Annotated in this window: 16 protein-coding genes, 15 tRNA genes and 1 rRNA gene; 4 read left to right on the plus strand and 28 right to left on the minus strand. The window is 37.3% G+C overall.

Translation table 11 applies throughout. The features are described 5' to 3' along the window. Nucleotides 1-624: 624 nt before the first annotated feature. On the plus strand, nt 625-1275 hold the full coding sequence (locus CR205_RS11160) for a hypothetical protein (protein WP_110519541.1): 651 nt from the start codon (nt 625-627) through the stop codon (nt 1273-1275). Between the two features lie 19 nt (nt 1276-1294). Next, the gene (locus tag CR205_RS11165) at nt 1295-1879 is read left to right on the plus strand and encodes a hypothetical protein (protein WP_110519543.1); all 585 of its coding nucleotides are present in this window, start codon (nt 1295-1297) and stop codon (nt 1877-1879) included. 126 nt (nt 1880-2005) lie between these two features. Here the strand turns inward: CR205_RS11165 and CR205_RS11170 are convergent, their stop codons facing one another. The 7 genes from CR205_RS11170 to CR205_RS11200 all read right to left on the minus strand — a co-directional run bounded on the left by CR205_RS11170 (nt 2006) and on the right by CR205_RS11200 (nt 5209). Then, nucleotides 2006-2257, minus strand: a complete 252-nt coding sequence (locus CR205_RS11170; RefSeq protein WP_110519545.1) for a hypothetical protein — start codon at nt 2255-2257, stop codon at nt 2006-2008. A gap of 74 nt (nt 2258-2331) precedes the next feature. Continuing rightward, entirely contained in the window at nt 2332-3048 is a 717-nt protein-coding gene (locus CR205_RS11175) for a hypothetical protein (RefSeq protein WP_110519547.1), read from the minus strand. A gap of 92 nt (nt 3049-3140) precedes the next feature. Further along, nucleotides 3141-3788 carry a hypothetical protein gene (locus tag CR205_RS11180; protein WP_110519549.1) on the minus strand — a complete coding sequence of 216 codons (648 nt, stop codon included), beginning with the start codon at nt 3786-3788 and terminating at the stop codon, nt 3141-3143. After that, nucleotides 3788-4039 carry a hypothetical protein gene (locus CR205_RS11185; RefSeq protein ID WP_110519551.1) on the minus strand — a complete coding sequence of 84 codons (252 nt, stop codon included), beginning with the start codon at nt 4037-4039 and terminating at the stop codon, nt 3788-3790. Before CR205_RS11185 ends, CR205_RS11180 begins: the two co-directional genes overlap by 1 nt. A 46-nt stretch (nt 4040-4085) precedes the next feature. Further along, nucleotides 4086-4556: a phBC6A51 family helix-turn-helix protein gene (locus CR205_RS11190; RefSeq protein ID WP_110519554.1), complete on the minus strand. Its 471-nt coding sequence runs from the start codon at nt 4554-4556 to the stop codon at nt 4086-4088. 12 nt (nt 4557-4568) lie between these two features. Next, nucleotides 4569-4976, minus strand: a complete 408-nt coding sequence (locus CR205_RS11195; RefSeq protein ID WP_110519556.1) for a hypothetical protein — start codon at nt 4974-4976, stop codon at nt 4569-4571. 2 nt (nt 4977-4978) lie between these two features. After that, entirely contained in the window at nt 4979-5209 is a 231-nt protein-coding gene (locus CR205_RS11200) for a helix-turn-helix transcriptional regulator (RefSeq protein WP_110519558.1), read from the minus strand. Nucleotides 5210-6311: 1102 nt separating this feature from the next. Here CR205_RS11200 and CR205_RS11205 point away from each other — a divergent pair. Both CR205_RS11205 and CR205_RS11210 read left to right on the plus strand, forming a co-directional pair. Beyond that, the gene (locus tag CR205_RS11205; protein WP_110519560.1) at nt 6312-6563 is read left to right on the plus strand and encodes a hypothetical protein; all 252 of its coding nucleotides are present in this window, start codon (nt 6312-6314) and stop codon (nt 6561-6563) included. A gap of 894 nt (nt 6564-7457) precedes the next feature. Further along, nucleotides 7458-8747 (plus strand): hypothetical protein, encoded by a 1290-nt coding sequence (locus CR205_RS11210; protein ID WP_110519562.1) that lies wholly within the window; start codon nt 7458-7460, stop codon nt 8745-8747. A 146-nt stretch (nt 8748-8893) separates the two neighbouring features. Here the strand turns inward: CR205_RS11210 and CR205_RS11215 are convergent, their stop codons facing one another. From CR205_RS11215 to rrf, 21 genes are all read right to left on the minus strand, one after another. Beyond that, nucleotides 8894-10324, minus strand: coding sequence for an ApeA N-terminal domain 1-containing protein (locus CR205_RS11215; RefSeq protein ID WP_110519564.1), 1431 nt, complete (start codon nt 10322-10324; stop codon nt 8894-8896). Nucleotides 10325-10388: 64 nt separating this feature from the next. Beyond that, a complete protein-coding gene (locus CR205_RS11220) occupies nt 10389-11510 on the minus strand; it encodes a basic helix-loop-helix domain-containing protein (RefSeq protein WP_110519566.1) in 1122 nt (373 codons plus the stop codon). A 124-nt stretch (nt 11511-11634) separates the two neighbouring features. Further along, nucleotides 11635-12015, minus strand: a complete 381-nt coding sequence (locus CR205_RS11225; protein ID WP_161524751.1) for a helix-turn-helix domain-containing protein — start codon at nt 12013-12015, stop codon at nt 11635-11637. Nucleotides 12016-12658: 643 nt separating this feature from the next. Continuing rightward, the gene (locus CR205_RS20275) at nt 12659-12820 is read right to left on the minus strand and encodes a hypothetical protein (RefSeq protein ID WP_161524752.1); all 162 of its coding nucleotides are present in this window, start codon (nt 12818-12820) and stop codon (nt 12659-12661) included. After that, a complete protein-coding gene (locus tag CR205_RS11230; protein ID WP_110519570.1) occupies nt 12820-13812 on the minus strand; it encodes a tyrosine-type recombinase/integrase in 993 nt (330 codons plus the stop codon). Before CR205_RS11230 ends, CR205_RS20275 begins: the two co-directional genes overlap by 1 nt. A 163-nt stretch (nt 13813-13975) precedes the next feature. Beyond that, a tRNA-Leu gene (locus CR205_RS11235) sits at nt 13976-14060 on the minus strand. A gap of 32 nt (nt 14061-14092) precedes the next feature. Further along, nucleotides 14093-14167, minus strand: a tRNA-Cys gene (locus CR205_RS11240). 15 nt (nt 14168-14182) lie between these two features. Further along, nucleotides 14183-14257, minus strand: a tRNA-Gly gene (locus tag CR205_RS11245). Between the two features lie 5 nt (nt 14258-14262). After that, nucleotides 14263-14337 (minus strand) — tRNA-Gln (locus CR205_RS11250). 23 nt (nt 14338-14360) lie between these two features. Next, nucleotides 14361-14437, minus strand: a tRNA-His gene (locus CR205_RS11255). A 16-nt stretch (nt 14438-14453) separates the two neighbouring features. Further along, a tRNA-Trp gene (locus tag CR205_RS11260) sits at nt 14454-14527 on the minus strand. A gap of 30 nt (nt 14528-14557) precedes the next feature. Further along, nucleotides 14558-14642: transfer RNA gene (locus tag CR205_RS11265), tRNA-Tyr, on the minus strand. A gap of 56 nt (nt 14643-14698) precedes the next feature. Further along, nucleotides 14699-14774 (minus strand) — tRNA-Thr (locus CR205_RS11270). 8 nt (nt 14775-14782) lie between these two features. Continuing rightward, a tRNA-Phe gene (locus tag CR205_RS11275) sits at nt 14783-14858 on the minus strand. A 4-nt stretch (nt 14859-14862) separates the two neighbouring features. Continuing rightward, nucleotides 14863-14938, minus strand: a tRNA-Asp gene (locus tag CR205_RS11280). A 5-nt stretch (nt 14939-14943) separates the two neighbouring features. Beyond that, a tRNA-Met gene (locus CR205_RS11285) sits at nt 14944-15020 on the minus strand. Nucleotides 15021-15086: 66 nt separating this feature from the next. After that, a tRNA-Val gene (locus CR205_RS11290) sits at nt 15087-15162 on the minus strand. A 73-nt stretch (nt 15163-15235) separates the two neighbouring features. After that, nucleotides 15236-15310 (minus strand) — tRNA-Glu (locus CR205_RS11295). A gap of 4 nt (nt 15311-15314) precedes the next feature. Further along, a tRNA-Ser gene (locus tag CR205_RS11300) sits at nt 15315-15407 on the minus strand. A gap of 3 nt (nt 15408-15410) precedes the next feature. Next, nucleotides 15411-15485, minus strand: a tRNA-Asn gene (locus CR205_RS11305). A gap of 13 nt (nt 15486-15498) precedes the next feature. Continuing rightward, nucleotides 15499-15615: ribosomal RNA gene (gene rrf / locus CR205_RS11310) — 5S ribosomal RNA — on the minus strand. Nucleotides 15616-15624 lie beyond the last annotated feature (9 nt).

Below are 15624 nucleotides of genomic sequence, written 5' to 3' on the forward strand. Positions count from 1 at the left end.
TGTTTAATTAAGTGTTATGGTTGTTCATTATAGCAAACTGACACTATATTGCAATAAAGGATTGCAGATTTTTTAGTATAGTTTTATTTATCAGCTTTTTCTGATTCTTTAAACTTCCTTCACATCCTTTTGCTTACATAAAGCGGTAACTTTTGTCTTATTTCATGGAGAGCTGTAAGGCGAGAGTCCCTCATTTTCTTCCTGGATTCTGTTGGGGATATACACCTATGATCCAGATTCAGGTATGCTTCCAGCTGAAAATTTGGAACACAAAAAAGGATCTCCCACATTTGTGAAAGATCCTTTTATTCATCTGTATGTATATGGTACCGGTGGTCGGGATCGAACCGACACTCCGTGAGGAACACGATTTTGAGTCGCCAACCAGTACGGTACCAATAAGTTTTTATTTGAATTTGCTGTGAGAATACTGTGATATAACCGTTTATTCAACAGTAAAACGTTGGTTGTACTTAGATATGTTCATACGATTAGTGAACTAGTGACAATTATAAATCCAAATCCTATATTATTCAACATTTATTTTCCTGTCTAATAAACCAATACCTTGTTTATAGTATAATAAAAATTGTAAATATGTGGACTGAAGGTGGGAATATCTGTATGAATTTATTTTTAATTATCGCCCTTACACTCGGGCTTATTATTGTAGGATTTATTAGAGAAGTTCTTTCATTAAAAAGGTTAACAGACGAAATCAATTTCATAACTGAGTATAATAACGATTATATTAATTACATTGAAAACTTTTTAGGAAAGCAACCTAGTATACAAGAACCAAGTTTACACGGAAAATTACTAAAAAATGCCCCAAAAGCACAAAGGTTATTGGGGGAGTTTGGGATTATTAATTATAAACCAGCTGGAACGCTTACTTACATACCTAACCACCAACTTTTAATTAATGTAATTAATTCATTAAGAAATCCCCGATTAATAAGTGAAGAATTTAAAATGGTTTATAACCACCTAATTATGCGTATTGGCTACCTAGAAGAACTACATGAGGAAACAAAAAAAGGGCTGAAGAACCCGCTGGTATTATTGCGTGAAGGAGTTAAATTTTTTGTTACATTGCCAATTGAGTTATTATACTGGACAGGTTTAATTCAATATCCAACTTTATATAAATTAACAAATAACTGGTTTATCAGATTTTTAAATTTTATAGCGATTATTACTGGGTTCGTCTCATCTATTGTTTCAATAACAATCGGTTGGGATGCTTTCTGGGAATTTATAAGTAATCTCTAAAAAAAACGGAGTGATTTATGTGTGGTATGAAGAGTTTGAAAACATCTTAACTTTATTAATTGTATTATTAATTATTGTATCCTTGATTACCTTTATAAGACACAGAGTGATTTCTAATAAACAAGACGCATTAATCTCATTAAATTATCAACTTGAAACCCTTGAAGCATATCTTATTAAGGAAAAAACTATTTATAACCACCTTTTAAATCTATTAAACACAAACTCACAGGACCATTCTCTAATAAATAAAGAATGTCAATTTTTAAAAATTGATAATGGTATCACTAAAGAATACACCGAACTAAAAGAAAAAGTAGATAGAATTAATTTATCCAATGTGCAAAAGAAGAAAATGAAGATATTTATTGATAGTACTCTTGCTTCTCTAAACCGCCAAAAAAAAATTGCATATGAATTTTCTGCCGAGAAACTTGATAAGCATCTACTTAGTAACTCACTAATGTACAACCTTTACCTTGTTGAAAATCTAATAGTTGAAACAAGAATAAATACAGTACGTTTAAGATTTGAAAAGGATTTTATACTTCTACAAGAAAAACAATTATCCAATTTAAACGAACTAACAAAAACACGCCTTTAGAAACACTAAGTAAATAGTCAAAGTGATATCTGAAACTTTTTTAAAAATTGCGTTCACCAGTTCCAGAATGCTTAAAGGAACCAATGAACGCTTTTTTAGTTGTAATTAACACATTGAAATAGACTATCATTCAGCCATATTAATAATGAAATCTTCTTTATCAACTTCTACATAATCAATATTTATTGATTTCTGAACATCAATAACAATATAGTTTACAAATCCTGCTAGGTCAGTTTCCGCTATAACCGGATAAGTACCTGAAGATACATTACTATATTGTACATTCTGGTCTGTAGAACTTATAATACTCAAACCACTTTCCTCTACCTTTACATGCCCCAGAATAAAAGCCCCATTGATAACGTTTGTTCTCATTTCAATAACCACCTTTGTGTATTGGTGTCTTACAAACCTCTAACAGCAAAGGCGTTATTTTCAGACCACAATCATTACTTTTGTTTCTTCCTAACTCTTTTAAAAAGTTCATATTCAACCGCACCGCCTGACAGAATGTCATTCACCATCTGTGTATCAATTTCAAAACTGAAGCCGTTCAGGTGCTTATCTGTGGCATCTGTCACTCGGGCAGACATTTCCGGGCGGTAGTTTATGCCCTGTTCCTGAAGGTGCTTTTGAATGTCGGCTTCAAGACTCCCGGTCTGCTGGTATTGCTTCCTGAAGTCCTGAAGCTTCAGCTGATAATCAGCCTTTATTCTTAGAAGTTCATCAGCAGAACGGGCCAGTGCTTCAACCTGGGATTCTGTATAGGCTTGTTTCAAGCCGTGAATGCTGTCTGTAAGGTAAAGAACATCTTGCCGTTTATATTCTCCTATCTGATACAGTTCATCATTCAATTCCTGAATCCGTTCTTCCAGCGGTTCCATATTTGCTTTCAATTTATCCGCTTCAACTTCCGGTGCTGTTCGCATTTTGACCCGGTGAAAAACTGCCTTCCATTCATCAAACTTTTTACCATACTCATGGTTCAGCCGGTTCAGTTCTGCCTGTCTCTTATTCATCTGGTCATCATACCCGGTGGTTATCTGCTTCAGTCTTGCTTGAAGGCTGTTCACTTCCTCTATAACGCCGGCCTGTTTCTTCTGCTTTACTTCTGCTTTCTTTCTGCTGAAGTAGCTTTTCAGCTTCTGGTACATTCTTTTAATCATCCACTATCCATCCTTTCAGTTATTTCTATCATTATGTAAAAAAAAGAAGCGTTATCAGGTATTCATACATCCACCCAATAACGCAACGGCCTTTACTCGGCTATCTTTCTTTTCAGAAACGCTTTTTCAATATTTTGGGCTGTTACATCGTGCCTTTTTTCATCGTCAGCGTGTGGGCCTTTTGTGAGTAGTGAAGCCCCTAATGAAGTATGATAAGCACGGTAGTTATCTTTCTTTACCCCTGCATCTACTTCTAATTCTCCGTACCATATTACGTGTCTGTGTGCATCCTTTATAGGTTTAGCAATCCGGGCCACTTCATCAAGATACTGCTTCCTTGCTTCTCTGATTGCCTTACTAGCTTCAGCATCCATCTTATTTTTTTCAGCTTCATATTCAGCGAACAGTTCCTGGCTATCCATGTAAATGCGGTGAAGTTCTTCACCCTTCAGCGAATCGACATTTTCAATCTTATCCCGTGACATTTGAAGAAGCTTCTTTTTTCTATCCAGTTCAGCCTGTTCTTCCTCGAAACCTTCAGCGGAAATAATACCTAAAGTGAAATCCCTATATAGTTCATGCACATGGGATTCCGATTCGGGAATTTCTTCAGTAAGCTGTTTCACTTCCTGCTGTGCTGTTTGCTTTGCTTTATCATATTCTGCGTGTACGCTTTCCACCTTCTGCCGTAGTTCTTGCATCTGTTTCAGTATGGTTTGTCGCTTGGTAGGACGGGCCATTATTCAGCACCGCCCTTCTGGTCTGCTTCTGGTGCTTCAGTTTCTTCTTCAAAAGCTTCTTCCTGTTTCCCGTTCAATTGTTCATGCAAATCTGCAACAGCTTTTGTTAGAAGCTGAATCTGTTCTTCCTGCGTCATGTTTTCATTTCCCCCAGACATTTGAATGGTTTCTTTCTTCTCTTTTTTCGGTTCCTGTTCTTTCTTCCTTAGTTCCTTATAACCTTTGCTAATATTCGTCATAGCTGAAGTCATTTATAAACACCCTTTCAGTTTTTGAATAATTATATTCAATTCAGTTTTAGTCTTTTAATCGCTTCAGGAGAACATTTTTCTTATCCTCTATACTCATGTTATCTGAACCGGTGTTCCCGTTCCCTGAATCAATTCCTAAAGCCCGGGCCCTTTCTCGTTTATCTGCTTCAGCCACATAAGAGAAGGTGTCCAAAAACAGGTTTATTTCTTTTTCAGAAGGTGACTTTTTGTCTGCAATCGCCATAATTTTCTTCTTTATTTTCTGGAAAGCTTTTCTTTCATCTTCCGGTACAATTGCATCTGAAAGCTGGTTCAGATAATGTTCGAACTCGGGTACTTCATCTTTCCAGGCATAAAGCGTTTTGGTACTCATGCCGTTAGCTTTGCAGAACTGTTCGATACTATGGTTTTCATTCATCTGAGACATAGCAAGTTTACGGGCAATTACTGCCTGACGTTCTGTAAGCCTTTCCGGTTTATCAACGCTGTTCAGTAGCTTCATAGCGGTACTATTCATATGTTTCTCCCCTTACATTTTCAATATTTTCTTATTCGTTTTTGCCGTTTCACGGGTTATCCCGAAACGTTCGATTTTTGCTTCTAGTTGATTCAGGTAAAGCCTTCCTTCAATCAGTCGCTGAAGCAGAATAAAACAGCGGTGCTTTTCAATACGCTTCTTACTGAGTAAGTGCGAAAGTTCTGCTATATCAACCAGCACACAGCTTCGTAACTGTTTGGCCCGATTTCGGTATGTTGGAATATGCCGGTCATGCGGTTCATGTATGGTTACTCGGACTGTATACCAGCTTTCTTTCATTTCCGCATATGCTTCATTCGCCAGTGCGATTAAATGTAATTTAAGTTCATAAAGTTCTCCATCATCATACTTCCGTAATGCCTGTTCAATCTGTGCCAGCTTGTTCAGTCCATCCTGCATCGTTACCGCATCCCCTTACTTTTAAAGAGTTCAGTTAAAAGGGAAATTTCCTTTGTCCCGATACCTTCAGAAGCAAAAGCTTCCATAATTTTTCTCTGTGTAGCTGGTCGCATCTGGAACGCATCATTTTCAAGTCTGACCATAGTTGACTGAGAAACGCCGACTGCTTCAGCCAGCCCTGCCTGTGTATACCCTGCCACCTGTCTGCAATGTTTGAGTAGTTCGCCTGTCATCTTCTTACACATCCTTTAAATAGTTGTTATTATTCAGTGAAAAATACAGGTACTAAATTAGTACTTCCAAGCAAATAAAAATGAGTGCCAGCGGTTAAGCCAGCACCCTGCACCATTAATATAGAAGAAACTAAGTACGCCTGAAGAAATCCTCCTGAAACAGAGGTGGTTTACCTCTGCACCCTTAGGTGCTTGATAGGCACTTGAAATAAGACAGCTGCGTCAAGAAAATTTGCTATATATTTTCAACACGCAAACTCTGGAAACTTCAGACCCTGCCCCCCGGTGCCCCCGTCCGTTTTATCACTCTAAAGTAGTTATTTATATCAGTTTTTGCTTGTATTTCTGATGGTTCAGCTTCCTTTAAGGCAGATTTCAAATTGAAAGGAAAAGATAATGAAACAAAGAAATGTCTTTGAAAATTAACTTTCAATTATTTCATCGCTTCTACTGTTTAGTTGAAAGCCTTTAAAATTTCCGGTGTCAGCTTTACATAGTTTTGAATGGTAAATGTTCTGTGTAGAGTTCAGAGTGTTCTGTGTACCATCCTGTAAAACCTTGAAGGTATTGCTGAAGGTTTACAACTTTCTTGTTCTGCTGAATCTGTTCCAGTTCCGTTCTGGTTCCTGTTCAGGATAAAGAAGCCTATTCATGTTTCAATAACTTCAGCCACTACAAAAAAGTAATGCCCCTTGCTTTTGAAAAGAGAGTGCCCCCGGTGTAATAGAATGATGCCCCTTCAGAAAATTGACCAGCCCTCTAAAGAAACAACCCTAAATTCCAGAGTATGTATCAGGCTTACTCTGATTTATGTATAGTAATGAATAAGTTATGCACACACGACTTCCGATAAGCTAGATTACGTAAACTAGTAAACAACAAAAAAACCGCTATACCAAAGGTTAAACTAAGTTTCTGGATTTCAAGGATATTATTCCATATGCACCTTTCTATACATCATTGATATACCGGGCTTTTCTGGAGTTTGATGAAGCCTTCTTTTAATGTTGGGCAATGGCAAAATGAATAAACTGAATATTTACATTAAACGGTAATGAGTTTACTATAAGTATATAGAACCATGCTTAAAAGAGGTGATGATATGCATAAGTTACAGTTTGTAGATGCTTATACACAAGATATTATTCGAGAGGAATCTTCTGTAAGTAAGGACAACATTGAAATTATATTTAATACCTTCAAACAGAACGATAGTCAAGAAGTAAACTTGATGGACGGCAACGGTAATATTTTAAGAGGTACATACGTAACAGCAAATGTTATCGAAAGTAAGCAACAGACATTATACAAGCTATTCTTTCAAACATCTGAAACAGAATATCGACTACCATAATAATAATGAGTGGATTGGGGATTGTATCCAGTTCACTTTTTATATGTTTTCATTTTCTTTTCCATGCGACTGGCAGCTTTCGTGGTTTAAACCCCTGCCTTTTTATCACTGAAAAACCCCTATCTGCCCCCACTCAATACACAATTCTCGAAATAATTGTTCCTTCTGCCTTATTTATATATGTCCCTGAAGAAGAAAAGCCCCTTTCCAGCCTTCTCTATATCTTTTGTTCTTCATCGTTCTTTACAACTATCATTGAACATTTATGAAGCACCCCCGACTATTGTTCTTACCTTTTAGTCAGCTACATTCCAATGCAGAATAAAGATAGTAATCAAGGAAATCCACTGAACTAAATCCAAGAACTATGTCCATTACAGAAGAACCGCTGAAAAACAGTCTGAAATAGTGTCGGGTACTGTAACAGGAATAGAACAGGAAAAAATGGGAGGGTGAGAAACAAATCCGATAAGTAACATGAAGGGAACGTTCTTTACCTTCACTCGTTGCCCCTCGTTCAGGTGTGCTTCGTATCCACTCAGCACCGGGTTATAATACTGTCCTTTTATCTGTAATGGATGCTGAATAACAGGCCGGGATATCTTCAGCGTTCTTTTCAGTACTTTCTTTAGGTTTGTTTTTTAATGGAAGGTGGACGGGCGTTATTTGCCCGGACATCCTTCATTGTTTTGAACTTCTCTTTTATTAACCTTTCCTTTAAAGAAAAAAAGTGTAAACCCCTTGTGGCCCAACGGTTTCAGCGTTCGTTTACTCAGCTTCAAAAGTAAACAAGAATATTGATTATTTTTCCAACAGTTAAAACTGTCTATTTTCAGCTTCATTACTGTTTCAGGTTTGTAAGGAAATAAGCGAACCGAAAGGAATGAAGCTGATATGTCACTTTTGAAACCGGCCACGTTTACAGAATACACAACTATAAATGTCATTGATTCAATTATGGGTAGCGGAAAAAGTAGCTGGGCCATTCAATATATGAATAGTTCACCAGCCCGGAAAAAGTTCATTTATATCACCCCGTTTGCTGATGAAGTCGAACGGATTATTTCAGAATGTACGTACAGAGAATTTGTCAAGCCTTCCAATGCTGAAACAACGAAACTGGTCGACATAAAGAAACTAATTGCTGAAGGTTTGGACATTGCTTCCACTCATTCATTATTCCAGCGTGTAGATGCAGAACTGATTGAACTACTCGAAATTGAAGATTATACCCTGATTCTGGATGAAGTAATGGACGTTATTGCACCGCTTAATGAGTACACAAAATCAGATTTGAAACTACTTCACAATGAAGGGATTATCCGGGCTGATGAAAACGGATTAGTACACTGGGATAAACCTGATTATGACAGTGATGAAGGGTACTTCACTAAAATCAGAAACCTTGCCTACGCCAGAAATCTAATGATGTATGAAGATGAAGCCGGCGAACCCGTAGTTCTGTACTGGACATTTCCTGCCAGCACGTTCAAGTGTTTTGATGATGTTTTTCTACTAACATACTTGTTTCATGGACAAGTGCAACGTGCCTATTTTGACTTGTTCAAAATTAATTATAAATATAGTTCCGTTTCTGAAGTTGGTGGAGAATATATGCTGAAAGAATACGTGGATTTCTCTAAAGAGGACAGAGAACACATAAAGAAAAACATTAACATCTACCACCCTGCTAAAGCTGACAGAAAAGATATGAATAAGTTGGGGAACAGAAGAACAGATTTCAGCGTGTCTAACCTAAGAACCCGCCATAAGCAATCAGCAGTTAAGAAGGTTATCCGTGACAATGCCTATAACTTTTACAGAAATAAATGTAAGGTGCCTGCAAGTGAAGTGATGTGGACGACTTTTAAGGAGTTTACCGGGCGTGGAGGTATAACACCGCACGGGCTGAATGAAGGCTTTGTTCAGGTTTCCAGCCGGGCCACAAACGAATATAAAGATAAAACTACCTGTATTTACTTGGCAAACCGCTTTCTGAACCCCGTTACAAAACAATTTTTTGGTAAACATGGAATTGAAGTAGATGAGGAATTATATGCCTTGTCAGAATTGCTTCAGTGGTTGTTTAGAAGCCAAATAAGAGACGGTAAGCCTATCAACCTATACATTCCTAGTAAGAGAATGAGAACTCTTTTGAAGGAGTACTTGGGTAACGATATGTAGGGAAAGGGAAAAGCATGATTACCATATTCATGGCATCCCTAATGATGAAAAATCTTGTTACGATTAGGTCTATAATGTCATATAGGTTAAGCAAATTCCCCCTACAAAAAAAGTAAGGGGAATATTTTCTTAATTTAAACTTGTATTCATTTAATTGAATGTAGGAACCAACAATTTGGAAAAATCTTTAATTTAGTTAAAATTGATTGTTCATCAAAACCAATTTCTTTATAAAGTAAAATAGTAACCAATAATCTTATCTTTTCAGAGGCATAATATTTATCTTCTCCTTTCATTAGAACGTTCTTCTTACTTCCTAACTCATAATGTGTTAAGTAATTACGTGTATCCACTAACTGATTTACAAATCTCTTCTTACTTTTACTATTGTCTTTCCCCAATATAAATTGAAGTGTACTAGGCTGAAATTTGTTTAATAGTTCTTTTAATCTCTTATTTAAAGAATATTCATTTCCATGTTCTAAAAGTCCAAATAACCTTTCGTGTAATTCCTCTGGAATATTACTTGCAATATAATCAATCACCTTTGATGAATGTTCAGTATATAATTCTTCATCAAAATATTTAGTGTTGTATACCTTTCTATGATAGATTTCCAAAGTCTGCACTGATTCTAAAAAAGTGGTTTCAATGTATGATTCTTTATAAAACTTACTTAGATGTAAGTTAATTATTGTTTCCAATTTATCTTGTTTCTCAAACCAATTATTAAATAATTTGCCTAACGAATCTTTAGCTTCTTTATATTCTATTAAATAGTTTTCCCTCTTATCTTTATCGTAATTTATACTATATCCCTGGGTAATAAACAGAGAAAAAGTTTTACGAGTATCCCACTCTGCATCATAGGGACCTTTAAACTTAATAGATTTAAAATTGATTCCATTTCCCACAAACAAACTAAGTAAATCTTTTATTTTTTTTATATTCTCCAAAAACCAGCCAGAATGTTTATTTTCTCGAGGTACTAATTCTAAATAACTTGTGAAATTCCATTCTTCATTAACATTTAGAGTCCTACTAAAATTAGCAATATAAGATTCTTTTATTTTGGCATTAATTAAGGATATATCAACTTCGAACTTTTCAGGTGGTGTATAAATCATATGCCTTTCTTTAACTCTATTCTTATCAAGAGTGTAGTTTGTTTTAAAGGGTTGTTTTTGAAGCCAAGTAGTAAGGTGTGTTGTATTAAATTCTATTGAATTGAAGTACAATTCTTCTTCTGATTTAAAATATCCACCAGTAATGAATTTGTCAACTCCATAAGTACCAGTGTCGTAACCAGGATAGCTAATATTTGACTTTCTCTCCATAACCTTTATTAACGTAAACATCTCTCCTTTATTTGACATTCCGTGAATATATTCAAAAACTCTTACTTCATGAGTGTGGATAAATTGTTCGTTAAATGAACCATTTAATTCTAATTCTATTTTTTCTGAACTATAATACAGAAACCCTGCAACTTTCTTATCTGAATCAGGCAACCACCAAAGCCCTTTAATTTTAAATTTATCTTCTAAGTCATGTTTTTCTGCTTTAACATCAGACAAATAGAAGAACCTCCTTTTATAAATCATATTTAAATTCGTATATACACACTAATAATTTTTAACTTCATTCCTGTACACCAATCATATTACCTTTTTTTAACCCTTTAAAATCTGGATGCTTAACATTATCCCACCAGAACAATATCTTAAATTTTTCTGGAAGATTATCTTCAATTTCCTTAATGAAATTAATATTCGATTCTAGCACAGTAGCTAAATCATTATAACTTGTAGTAATTAATGGTAAAAGGTCCGACATTTCCTGTTCATTGTGAAAAGCAGATGGGTGTATAAATTTATTTCTTACTTTATTGAATTTTGAGTACTCCTTTAATTTTGTATTTAAGTGTTTTCTTTTCTCTGGCATAAATTCGGGTATTACAATTCTCTTTATTACGACTTCGTCCTCGACTCTATCTTGTTGTAAAATTGTTTTGGCTGATTCTGTTTTAGGAGTATAACCACTTTGTTTTATGTTGTAAAACAAGTAATATAAATATGATTCTGCAAACGTTATTGAACCTATCCATAAAGTTCTTACAAGTGCGTCCATTTCATACTTTAATTTTTTATTATCAGTGCTATACTGTATCTCTAATTTTGAGACATTTGGTTCCGAAAACATACCAAGTTTAAATGCTTCTCTTTTTTCTACATAAATATTCCATGTATTAACTAAATCGGAGTATGTGAAGAAATCAGGAAAGGTTGGTATCATTCCTCTTACTAAGTTTATCTCTATCCAGTGATGGGGTTGTATGTTTGGGTGCGTTTTCTGATAAAATCTTTTCACATCAAAAATGTCTTCCAATTTCCTGACCTCTAATAGACAGGTTCCGTGCTTTTTTGTACTAAGTACAATCTCACGAAACAAGTTTATAACCTTATCCACTGTTTTGTACTCTTTAGGGTTATGATAAAAAGCATTATTGAAGCTATTCTCCACCATATACTTAAAATACTCTAAACTATTATCAGACTTATATTCTTCTGGATTTTGTAATATGTGTTCTGCTATTCCAAAATTTAAAGTTTGACCATCTGACATTTGTTCATTTGCACAAATATTTAAGAAAATTGCTGTCATAGAATACTTATAACACTTTTTAGGTTTTCCAGAGAGTTTTTGTATTGTTTTACCACTTAACATTTTATCTAATTTACTTGTTATTTCACTAATTTTCATTTTCAACGACTCCACTTTAAGTATTTAAAATCATTTATAACTCTCGTTTAATACTTCTATCAAAATGTAAGCTTTCTATTGTGAAACAATGAATTACATTTAGTGCCGACTCTTTAAGTCAGGTTCAAGGTTTAGTTTTTAAATCTTTAAGCTTATCGGACTGTTCTATTTTATCTAATCTATTGTTAACGCTATTAAATTCCTCTCTCATATCTTCACCTATTTCCTTAATGTTCTCTTCTAGTTTTTCTAATGCCTTTCTTAGTAGTTCACTTTCATTAATGTTTTCAAATTCTTCTTCTTCCCATTCCTCTTGAAAGAAGTAATTCATGGGAACATTAAGGGCTTCTGATAGCTTATATAAAAAGGATAAATTAGGTGTTTTTTGTCCACTTTCAATTCTAGATATATGTGTAAAACTTGTGTCAATCCTATCACCTAGTCCCCGCAAACTATACCCTTTCTTAATTCTTAGTTTCTTTATTCTCTCACCTAACTCTTTCACACGAAGTACCCCCACCCATTTCAAATTCTACTTTTCTCTTTAACCAAATTCTAGCACATATTACTGATTTTGATGTTGATTCTTTTGTGTTTTTGTCGCTGAATGGGGTGGCTTAACGTGGACAACGGTGGACACAAAAATGACTACCTTCTAACCAACAATATGATGTTGGCAAGAAAGTAGCCGTTATAATACTGAATGGTAATGGAAAACTGTGGTTTCCGTATGTATCACCCTAGTTAAACGCTTGAATTTCTTCAACACTGAACTTTTTACATACAAAGCTTGTCCTGTATGCTGGTGTTTGTTCAGTGCTACCCATACCGTAGTATGCCAAGCAACCGCCGAACCGTTTATGGTCGTTCGCACCTAGACTTCTCACAACAGAAACTAGGAACTGTTACATGTGAGAACGCTGAAGTTATTGCATCGGATTCAGCTTACCTTTCAGGTTATTTTTTCTTGCTATTCATGGCATCCAGCAAGTGAACAGTAATCAGTATCAAAAAGCCATTACTTAACAAGCCTTGCATCATCAATTTTTTTCAGATAAAATGAAGGTTGATTATGGGCTGATTAGTGTTCAGCTATTCAGTTTATACGTGCTTCAAATGGTCACCTATGGCAGTAGGTGGCTTTTTTCTTACCTCTTTTGCTTCTTCACGAATTTGTTTTTCCATTCAAGTAAAGCTTCTTTATATTCCTCTGTCCCTTTGCCATCAATCAATACTTTGTTTATTTCTTTCGTATACCAGGCAATAGCTTTTATTCTTGGAGTAGTCTCGATATCAGGAAAACTATTCATTAGGTATTTCTCCTTTCAAGCATCTTTAATGGGGAAAATGTTTTGTGTTTCTCTCTAACGTCAACGCCGAACAAGTTCACATAAGTTTTAACTATTTCCATGCTGGTGTGGCCTAATATTGTTTGAAGTTCAAATATGTTAGCCCCTTGTTGAACACTTAGCTTTGCAAACGTATGTCTGAACGTGTGGCAGCTACATCTCACACCTTTTATTCCGGCTAACCTTCCATACTTTTCTACCCTTACCTGAATACCTCTTCTAGTTAATGGGGTGCCATCGATTGTAATAAAAAGCGAATCAGTTGATACTGCACCTCTAACAGCAATGTACTTTTTCAACTGTTGTTTCATCACCTTTTGAATGGGCACTAACCGTTCCCTGTAACTTTTGGCATTTCTTATACACACCAAGTTATCTTCCCAACGAATATCAGCTATTGATAAGCCAGTCATTTCATTAACCCTTATACCGGTTTCAAGAAACAGCATCATTAACGTGTAATCTCTGTAACCTGTGAAAGTGGTTAAGTCCGGTTGCTTTAACAGCTTGTTGAGTTCCTCTTTTGTAAAAGTAGGAATCACACGTTTTCTGTCCTTCATCATCTGAATGTTCTTCATGGGATTTGTCGGTATCAGCTTCTGACTGTACAGGAACTTATAAAAAGCCCGTAAAGCCCGTAATCGTGTGTTTATTGTAACTGGCTTACATCCACGGTAATTCTTCATGTACAGAATTAGGTTCATCTTGATATGTTCTTCAGTCACATCAGAAGGTTTAAACCTTTCAAGGTCAATACCTTGTTCAGTCAGTATATTCAGGAAGGCCGATACTTCTCTCCGGTAGTATTTCACAGTATCTGGTCGTAGGTTTCTCAGTTCACAGTTCTGTTCAAATATGGACATTGCTTCCTCGAAAGATTCAACATAGTTCCTTGTCTTATCCCGAACAACAGTTAGTTCTTTATCAGTCAGGTTATTACTTCTCCGTACCATACTTTATCTCACCGCCTATGCGTACGATTCGTTCACACGATTTGAACATATTCAGTACAGAGTTATAGTCACCGAAAACACAAAAAAACCGTCTCCCACATCTGTGAGAAACGGTTGATATCCTGTATTATTCACGGTAAAAAACAAATAAGAACGCTTTATATGGTACCGGTGGTCGGGTTCGAACCGACACTCCGTGAGGAACACGATTTTGAGTCGTGCGCGTCTGCCAATTCCGCCACACCGGCTTAGGCTGTTTAATTTTACACAAATAAAAAAATGGAGGCGGCACCCGGATTCGAACCGGGGAATCAGGGTTTTGCAGACCCATGCCTTACCACTTGGCTATGCCGCCTCAACAATATGAAAATGGAGCGGAAGACGAGATTCGAACTCGCGACCCCCACCTTGGCAAGGTGGTGTTCTACCACTGAACTACTTCCGCGAAAATGGCAGGGCTAGCAGGGATCGAACCTGCGCATGACGGGATCAAAACCCGTTGCCTTACCGCTTGGCTATAGCCCTATATTCACGTACTTTTATTATAATGGGGCGACCGATGGGATTCGAACCCATGCATGCCGGAGCCACAATCCGGTGCGTTAACCGACTTCGCCACGGCCGCCATCATAAAAGAATAATGGCAGGGGCAGCAGGAGTTGAACCCGCACTGGAGGTTTTGGAGACCTCTGTTCTACCATTAAACTATGCCCCTATCGGAGACATTGTTCATAAAAAATTCAAATGGTGGAGGGGGACGGATTCGAACCGCCGAACCCTGAGGGAGCGGATTTACAGTCCGCCGCGTTTAGCCACTTCGCTACCCCTCCATAAGAGACATTTCATATTTTACAAAATAACCTTTGACCAGTCAAGGGTTATTAAGTGGTGCTGGCCAGAGGACTTGAACCCCCAACCTACTGATTACAAGTCAGTTGCTCTACCAATTGAGCTAGGCCAGCACACAAAATGGTGGCTCGAGACGGAATCGAACCGCCGACACGAGGATTTTCAGTCCTCTGCTCTACCGACTGAGCTATCGAGCCATACTGGCGGTCCCGACCGGGATCGAACCGGCGATCTCCTGCGTGACAGGCAGGCATGTTAACCGCTACACCACGGGACCTTATTTGGTTGCGGGAGGAGGATTTGAACCTCCGACCTTTGGGTTATGAGCCCAACGAGCTACCAGACTGCTCCATCCCGCGACGATAAAAGTTTACGGTCATATCAGACCGTTTAATGTTTCACCTTTCTCCCGTTAAGAAGAAAGATGGTGGAGGATGACGGGCTCGAACCGCCGACCCCCTGCTTGTAAGGCAGGTGCTCTCCCAACTGAGCTAATCCTCCACTTGTGCTATAGAAGCCGTTTTCGGACTTTCATCCGTACTGCGCTTCATTTTTACAGTAATTATGTAAGTGATGGTGACCCGTACGGGATTCGAACCCGTGTTACCGCCGTGAAAGGGCGGTGTCTTAACCACTTGACCAACGGGCCATTATGGCGGAGAGCGAGGGATTCGAACCCTCGAGACGGTTCTACACCGCCTACACGATTTCCAATCGTGCTCCTTCGACCTCTCGGACAGCTCTCCGTATGGCTCCACAGGTAGGACTCGAACCTACGACCGATCGGTTAACAGCCGATTGCTCTACCACTGAGCTACTGTGGAATAATATGAACTTGCCCAGCGACGTCCTACTCTCACAGGGGGAGAGCCCCCAACTACCATCGGCGCTGGAGAGCTTAACTTCCGTGTTCGGCATGGGAACGGGTGTGACCTCTCCGCTTTCGTCACTAGACAAGTTTGA

It is taken from the genome of Alteribacter lacisalsi (assembly GCF_003226345.1).
In the GTDB taxonomy this organism is placed as follows: domain Bacteria; phylum Bacillota; class Bacilli; order Bacillales; family Salisediminibacteriaceae; genus Alteribacter; species Alteribacter lacisalsi.